This is a genomic window from Micromonospora sp. D93, from assembly GCF_018070365.1.
In the GTDB taxonomy this organism is placed as follows: domain Bacteria; phylum Actinomycetota; class Actinomycetes; order Mycobacteriales; family Micromonosporaceae; genus Micromonospora; species Micromonospora ureilytica.
The window spans coordinates 20748-28226 of record NZ_JAGPXW010000052.1 but is presented as its reverse complement, the minus strand read 5'-3'; the positions used below and the strand labels follow the sequence as shown (position 1 = coordinate 28226).

4 protein-coding genes and 1 pseudogene are annotated in these 7479 nt (G+C 72.0%); 1 reads left to right on the top strand and 4 read right to left on the bottom strand.

The features are described 5' to 3' along the window. Nucleotides 1–135 precede the first annotated feature (135 nt). From KBX71_RS33145 to KBX71_RS33135, 3 genes are read right to left on the bottom strand one after another with little or no spacing between them, the layout of a single operon-like run. The gene (locus KBX71_RS33145) at nt 136–1956 is read right to left on the bottom strand and encodes a PucR family transcriptional regulator ligand-binding domain-containing protein (RefSeq protein WP_210821625.1); all 1821 of its coding nucleotides are present in this window, start codon (nt 1954–1956) and stop codon (nt 136–138) included. Between the two features lie 57 nt (nt 1957–2013). After that, on the bottom strand, nt 2014–3465 hold the full coding sequence (gene argG, locus KBX71_RS33140) for an argininosuccinate synthase (RefSeq protein ID WP_124815557.1): 1452 nt from the start codon (nt 3463–3465) through the stop codon (nt 2014–2016). Nucleotides 3466–3512: 47 nt separating this feature from the next. Further along, nucleotides 3513–4433, bottom strand: coding sequence for a TrmH family RNA methyltransferase (locus KBX71_RS33135; protein WP_374102683.1), 921 nt, complete (start codon nt 4431–4433; stop codon nt 3513–3515). Between KBX71_RS33135 and KBX71_RS33130 the strand changes: the two are divergent. After that, a pseudogene (locus KBX71_RS33130) lies at nt 4402–5042 on the top strand (thiamine pyrophosphate-binding protein); the annotation flags it as partial. The gene KBX71_RS33135 and the pseudogene KBX71_RS33130 overlap by 32 nt on opposite strands. A 186-nt stretch (nt 5043–5228) precedes the next feature. Here KBX71_RS33130 and KBX71_RS33125 read toward each other — a convergent pair. Then, nucleotides 5229–7430 carry a transglycosylase domain-containing protein gene (locus KBX71_RS33125; protein WP_247684531.1) on the bottom strand — a complete coding sequence of 734 codons (2202 nt, stop codon included), beginning with the start codon at nt 7428–7430 and terminating at the stop codon, nt 5229–5231. Between the last annotated feature and the right edge of the window lie 49 nt (nt 7431–7479).

Below are 7479 nucleotides of genomic sequence, written 5' to 3'. Positions count from 1 at the left end.
TCGAAGCCCTCGGCTACCGCGTCACCCTCGACCTCGCCGCCTAACAGCCACACCACAACCCATCCCACGCCGCTTCGCGACGCGGGATGCTGCCGCGTGTCTACGCACGGTTCGATTTTCGAGTTAGGGGTGAGGCTAGGGGGTTCGGACTGCTTCTAGGGCTAGTAGGGCCACGTGGAGGGACAGGCTGGCCTCTACCGAGTCCAGGTCCACGTCGAGGATGCGGGCGATGCGGGCCAGGCGTTCGTAGAAGGCCGGCCGGGACAGGTGGGCGGCGGCGGCACCGGCGGACTTGTTGCGGCCCTGCTCCAGGTACGCGCGCAGGGTGTCGAGCAGCTGTTCCCGGGGGTGCCGGGCGTCGTACTCCAGTAGCGCGCCGAGTTCGCGCTCCACGAACGTCTGCAGGCGGGGCTCGTCGCGCAGCAGGTGCAGCAACCCGGCCAGGCCGACGTGCGGCAGCCGGAAGATCGGTAGATCGCGCCGGTCCCGCCGGGCCGCCTCGGCGATCTGCCGCGCCTCGACCAGCGACCGGCGGGCCTCCCGCAGGGTGCTCACCCCGGAGCCGGCGGCAACGATCACGGCACCCGGGCCAGCTCCCCGGGGAACATCGCCACCGGCCCGAGCAGCCTCGGCCCCGAACCCTGCGCGAGGCGGGTCGGCGCCCAACGCCGCACGGGAGGCGTCGGAGGCGACCCGAGCCGGTTCGACACCGGGCCCTGGCCGGCCGGCGCCGACGTCGAGGCGTACCCGACGAAGTGCGCTGGCGAACGCGGACAGCGCGCGGTCCTCGGCGGCCGGGTCGGGTAGGGCCAGTAGCGCGCCCACCGAGTTGTCGTCGACGGCGCTGGTCAGGGCGGTCAGCTTCGACTCCCGCAGGGCCTGGCCGACCGCCTCGGAGAGATCCCGTAGCCGGGCCTGGCCGGCCTCGGGGCCGACCTCCCCGGCGGGGTCGTCGGCGCGGTGCCGGACCATCACGCCGACCAGGTGCCGCCGGTCGAGCACCACGCCGAGCGCCTTGGCCCGTAGCCCAACCTCGTCCACCGGGCGGGAGTGGTCGAGCAGCGCGGTGAGCAGGGTGCGGTGGATCTGCCGTTCCAGGCCCTCGGCGTCGCGGCGGATCAGCCGGCCCAGCGCGAGGGTGGACGCCGCCCGCTCGATCAGGATGGTGAGCCGGGTGGGCGAGCCAGCTGCCGGTTCGATGGCCCGGGCGCTTGGCACGTCCCCGCTGGCCGGCCAGCGCAGCAGCAGTCGACCCCAGTCCTGCCCCCGGGCGCCGACTGTGGTCACGAGCCAGCCGCTGTCCGGGTCGTACGCGGTCCGCCCGGCCGGACGGATCCGCCGGGAGTGCTGCTCCCAGCCGTCGAGCAGCAGCTCGGCGCTCTCGCCCGCCGGGTCGTACCCGAGCACCTGCCGGGACAGGTTCTCCAGCACCACCGGGCAACCGGACAGCTCGGCGGCCTGTCGGATCACCTCGGCGGCGTCGGCGCCCTCGACGGAGAGGTCGTTGAACCGTTGGTGGATCTCCTCGGTGGCGCGCAGTTCGGTGAGCTGCGCGTCGACGATCAGCGCGTGCACCGCCTCGGTGATCCGGACGAACGGGGTGGCCCGGCGCAGCTCCACCAGGGGCAACCCGCGCCGCTCGGCGGCGGCGGCCATCACCCGGGGCACCCCGCTGACGTACCGGCGGCCCAGCTCGACGACGAGCCCGGAGACTCCGACGTCGGCGAGGTCGCCGATGAACGCGCGCAACCCGGCGTCGTCGCCGGGCAGGCCGATGCCGGTGGTGAGGACCAGTTCGCCGCCGCCGAGCAGGGTGGCGATGTCCGGCACCTCGGCGACGTGCACCCAGCGGACGGGTCGGTCCAGCCCGTCGTCGCCAGCGACCACGCGTGGCGCGCCGTGGCGGACCGGGTCCAGGGCGAGGACCTCACGGACGGTAGGGAACACGGCCGACACGCTACCGTCCGTGACGCCGGAACTCGACTTGCCACCGGCAGCCGGGGTCAGCGGGGCTCAGTCGACGCCGAACTCCATGGCGGCGCGGTCGAGTGCCTCGTCCTCCGCGGAGGCGACGCCCCGGGAGGCGATGGCTTCCGCGCCGCCCTGGGGCATCGCGCCGATCAGCCCGGTCGAGGCGGCCTGCGCGGCCCCGATCATCCGCTGCGGGTTCCCGCCGCCGACCAGGCCGAGGGAGGCGTACTGCTCCAGCTTCGACCGCGAGTCGGCGATGTCCAGGTTGCGCATGGTGAGCTGGCCGATCCGGTCCGACGGGCCGAACGCCGAGTCCTCGGTACGCTCCATCGACAGCTTGTCCGGGTGGTAGCTGAACGACGGGCCGGTGGTGTCCAGGATCGAGTAGTCCTCGCCCCGGCGCAGCCGCAACGTCACCTCACCGGTGACCGCCGTGCCGACCCACCGCTGCAACGACTCGCGCAGCATCAGCGCCTGCGGGTCCAGCCAGCGGCCCTCGTACATCAGTCGACCGAGGCGGCGACCCTCGCTGTGGTAGTTCGCCAGGGTGTCCTCGTTGTGGATGGCGTTGACCAGCCGCTCGTACGCGGCGTGCAGCAGCGCCATCCCGGGCGCCTCGTAGATGCCGCGGCTCTTGGCCTCGATGATGCGGTTCTCGATCTGGTCCGACATGCCCAGGCCGTGCCGGCCGCCGATGGCGTTGGCCTCCAGCACCAGGTCGACAGCGCTGCCGAACTCCTTGCCGTTGATCGTGACCGGCCGGCCCTGGTCGAAGCCGACGGTGACGTCCTCGGTCGGGATCTCCACCGACGGGTCCCAGAACCGGACGCCCATGATCGGGTTGACCGTCTCGATGCCGGTGTCGAGGTGTTCCAGGGTCTTCGCCTCGTGCGTGGCACCCCAGATGTTGGCGTCGGTCGAGTACGCCTTCTCGGTGCTGTCCCGGTAGGGCAGGTCGCGTTCGAGCAGCCACTCCGACATTTCCTTGCGCCCACCGAGCTCGGTGACGAAGGCGGTGTCGAGCCACGGCTTGTAGATCCGCAGCATCGGGTTGGCCAGCAGGCCGTACCTGTAGAACCGCTCGATGTCGTTGCCCTTGAAGGTCGAGCCGTCGCCCCAGATCTGGACGTCGTCGGCGACCATCGCCCGCACCAGCAGGGTGCCGGTCACGGCGCGGCCCAGTGGGGTGGTGTTGAAGTACGCCCGCCCGCCGGTGCGGATGTGGAAGGCGCCGCAGGTCAGCGCGGCGAGGCCCTCCTCGACCAGGGCGGCGCGGCAGTCGACCAGGCGGGCGACCTCGGCGCCGTAGCTGAGCGCGCGACCGGGCACCGAGGCGATGTCGGGCTCGTCGTACTGGCCGATGTCGGCGGTGTAGGCGCAGGGAATCGCGCCCTTGTCGCGCATCCACGCGACCGCGACCGAGGTGTCGAGGCCGCCGGAGAAGGCGATGCCGACACGTTCGCCGGTGGGCAGGGAGGTGAGAACCTTGGACACGGGGAAAATTATGCAATAGAACGCATGGCCATGCAAGCCGAAGCGATCTACTCGCCGCCGAACGGCGGATCGTCGCGGCCCAGCTCCCAGAACGCCACCGCCGCCGCGGCGGCGACGTTCAACGAGTCGACGCCACGCCTCATCGGCAGGACCACCCGCACGTCGCTGGCGGCCTGGGCCGCCGCGGTGAGGCCGGGCCCCTCGGCTCCGAGCAGCAGCGCCGCCCGCTCGCGCTGCGCCGGGGTCAACCGCTGGATCGGTACGGCGTCCGGCGCGGGCGTCATGGCGAGCACCGTGAAGCCGGCCTCCCGTACCTGGTCCAGGCCCTCGGGCCAGCGGTCGAGCTTCGCGTACGGCATCGCGAAGACCTCACCCATGCTGACCCGGACACTGCGCCGGTACAGCGGATCGGCGCAGGACGGCGACAGCAGCACCGCGTCGATGCCGAGCGCGGCGGCACCTCGGAAGACCGCACCGAGGTTGGTGTGGTTGTTCACGTCCTCCAGGAGCACGACCCGTCGCGCGGCGGTGAGCACCTCGGCCGCCGTCGGCAGCGGCCGGCGGTGGAACGACGCCAACACCCCCCGGTGTACGTGGAAACCGGTGGCCCGTTGCAGCACGTCCTGGGTCGCGGCGTAGACCGGCGCGTCGCCGGTGTCCAGGTCGGCAAGCTGGTCGACCCGCTTGGCGTCGACCAGGTACGACCGGGCCGGGTAGCCCGCGCGCAGCGCCCGGCGCAGCACCAACTCCCCCTCGGCGATGAACAGGCCGTGCGGCGGCTCCCAGCGGGTGCGCAGCTCGACGTCGGTGAGCGCCCGGTAGTCGGCGATCCGGTCATCGTCGGGGTCAGTGATCTGGTGGACGGGCACCCGACGATTCTGCCGGACGCGGAGCAGTGCGCTTCGACGCCCGTCCGGCGGGGCATTTTGTCCGGAGCTGCAACGCACCAACGGGCGGGCCCAGTTCATCCAGGTCCGCCACGAGGAGACCGCCGGCTTCGCCGGCTCCGCGCATGTCAAGTACGGCGGCGGTCCGCTGGGCTGCGCGCTGGTCACCAGCGGGCCGGGCGCCATCCACCTGCTCAACGGCCTGTACGACGCCAAGCTCGACCACCAACCCGTGATCGCCCTGGTCGGGCACACCGCTACCACCGCCGAGGGCGGCGGCTACTACCAGGAGGTCGACCTGCTCGCCCTCTACAAGGACGTGGCCGCGGCGTTCCTGGCCCAGCTCGACAACCCGGCGCAGGTACGCCACCTGGTCGATCGGGCATGCCGGACGGCGCTGGCCCGGCGTACCGTCACCGCCCTGATCCTGCCCCTGGACATCCAGGACGAGCCGGCCGTGCCGAACCCGCCGCACGCGCACGGCTACTACCAGACCAGCAACGCGCCGAGCAGAACCCGACGGTGCCGCCGGAGGCGGACGTGCGCCGGGCGGCCGAGGTGCTGCGCGGCGGGCAGCGGGTGGCCATGCTTGTCGGCCAGGGCGCCCTCGGCGCGCGCGACGAGGTCCGCGAGATCGCTGATCGGCTCGGGGCCGGCGTGGCCACCGCACTGCTCGGCTTCACCGCCGTCGCCGAAATAATCCGCCGCGGCCTCCCCGCCACCGTAGCCAGCTACCGCCCCCGCCGCCGCGAGCGCTGACCCACCCCGCGCCAATCTTGCACTTTCTGCACGGACAAAAGGCCGCAAAAAGTGCTATTCGACAACCGAAAGTGCAAGATCGCGGGGAGCGGGGTGGGGCGCGGGGGTGGGTCGGGGTCAGCCTCGGCGGTCTAGCCAGCGTTGGAGGGTTGAGCGAGGGTCGTCGGTGGTGGGGTCCTGCTGGCGGTTCGGGACCTTGGGGGGGTCCACCGGGCGGTGCGGGTCGCCGGCCAGTTCGTGGCTGGGTGCGGCGAACGTCTTCTCCGGCTGGCCCTTCACGGCGGTGGCGATGACCCGGGCGACCGCGTCGATCACCTTGGTCTGCACCGCCGACCCCACCGAGTCGGCCGGGTCGTCCGGGTTGGCGGCGATACCGGCCACCGCGACCTGCGGGGTGAAGCCGACGAACGTCTCGGTGGAGTTCTCCTCCGAGCTACCCGTCTTACCGGCGACCGGTCGGCCGTCGAGAATGTCGTTCACACCGGTGGCGGTGCCGCCGTTGCACTGCCCGAACGCCGACTGCTGCCCCACCGGGCAGCGCGCCGCGTCGGTGGCGGCACGGGCGACGTCGGCGTCGAGAACCCGCTTACAGGAGGGCTGCCCGACCGGCACCTTCGTGCCGTCCGCGCCGGTCACCGAGACCACCGGCACCGGCGTGCAGTAGGTGCCCTCGGCGGCCACCGTGGCGTACGCGTTGGCCAGGTCCAACGGGGTGGTGGCCGCCACACCGAGGGTGAACGAACCCCAGTTCGCGGCGTTGTTCTTGGCAAAGGTGGCGTCCGAGTCGGCGCGGAACGTGATGCCGAGTCGCTGCGCCATCTGGACCACCTTGTCCTGGCCGACCTGCTCGGCCAGCCAGACGAAGTAGGTGTTCACCGAACGGCCGAAGCCGTCCCACATCATCCGGTAGCCGTCCATCCAGTCCGGGTTGGCGTTCGCCGGGCACCAGTGGCCGTCACAGCTGCCCGACCCCTCGGCGGGGTACCGGGTGGGCAGCTTGGCGGGCGCGTCGAAACCGGTGGAGAGGGTACGGCCCGACTCGAGCGCGGCGAGCATGGTGAACAGCTTGAACGTCGAACCCGCCTGGTACCCGTCGACGCTGGCCCCGCCGGAGATCAACGGGTTGACGGTGTTCGGGTAGTTCGCCTGCCCGGCCGGGTTGTCGGCGAGGCTGTAGTGCCGGTTGACCGCCATCGCCAACACCCGCCCGGTGCCCGGCTGGACCGCCGCGATCGGCAGGGCGCGCTTGTTGTCGTACCCATAGACCTTGGTGGCCTGCTGCTGCGCGGTGGCCTGGATCTTCGGGTCCAGCGAGGTGACCACCGTGTAGCCGCCCGAACGCAGCGCCTGCTCGCGCTCCGCGACCGTCGCTCCGAAGGCCGGCTGGGTCAGCCACCACTGGCGCAGGTAGTCGCAGAAGTAACCCCAGTCGTCGTGGCCCTGGGAGACGGCGGTGCAGCCGTTGGGCTGGGCGGTGGGGTGCAGGGTCAGCGGCTCGGCCTTGGCCTGGGCGGCCTGCGCGGCGGTGATCGCGTTGGTGGCGACCATCGAGTCCAGCACGTACGACCGGCGGACCAGCGCCTCGTCCTTGTCACCGCTGATCGGGCTGTACGCATCCGGGGACTGCACCAGGCCGGCCAGCAGGGCCGACTCGGCGAGGGTCAGCTTGGCCGGGGGCTTGCCGAAGTACCGCTGGCTGGCCGCCGCGATCCCGTACGCGCCGGAGCCGAAGTAGGCGATGTTCAGGTATCGGTCGAGGATCTCGTCCTTGCCGAGGCTCTTGTCCAGCGCGCTCGCGTACCGGATCTCCTGGATCTTGCGGCCGACGGTGGGGTCGGTCGCCGCGGCCCGCTCCTCGGCGGTGCGGGTGGGGTCGGTCTTGAGCACGTTACGGACGTACTGCATGGTCAGCGTCGAGCCGCCCTGCTCGGTGCCACCGCCCTTGACGTTGGCCACCACCGCGCGGGCCAGGCCGCGCAGGTCCGCGCCACCGTGGTCGTAGAAGCGCCGGTCCTCGGCCGCCACGATCGCCTGCCGCATCACCGGGGCGACCTCCGACAGCGGGACGTCGGTGCGGTTCACGTCGTAGAACGTGGTGATCAGCGTCTTGCCGTCGTTGGCGTAGAGGTACGAACGCTGCGGCGTGGCCGGGGTCTTCAGCGACGCCGGCAACGCGGCGTACGACCCGAGCGCGGAGCGGGCGGTGAGCCCGAGCAGCAGGTTGCCCGGCAGCGCGGCGACGGCCAGGACAAGCCCGGCCAACACGCCGGCGAGCAGCACGGTGAGCAGCCGCGACAGCGGCGAGCGAGAGGCGGCCATGCAACCCAGGGTTGCCACGAAAGCCGCCAGTCGACCACCCCCACCCGGC

Excerpts from the sequence above, each read along its gene's own strand:
- KBX71_RS33135 (WP_374102683.1), bottom strand. The coding sequence starts at position 4,433 with ATGAACTGGGCCCGCCCGTTGGTGCGTTGCAGCTCCGGACAAAATGCC.
- KBX71_RS33125 (WP_247684531.1), bottom strand. The coding sequence starts at position 7,430 with ATGGCCGCCTCTCGCTCGCCGCTGTCGCGGCTGCTCACCGTGCTGCTC.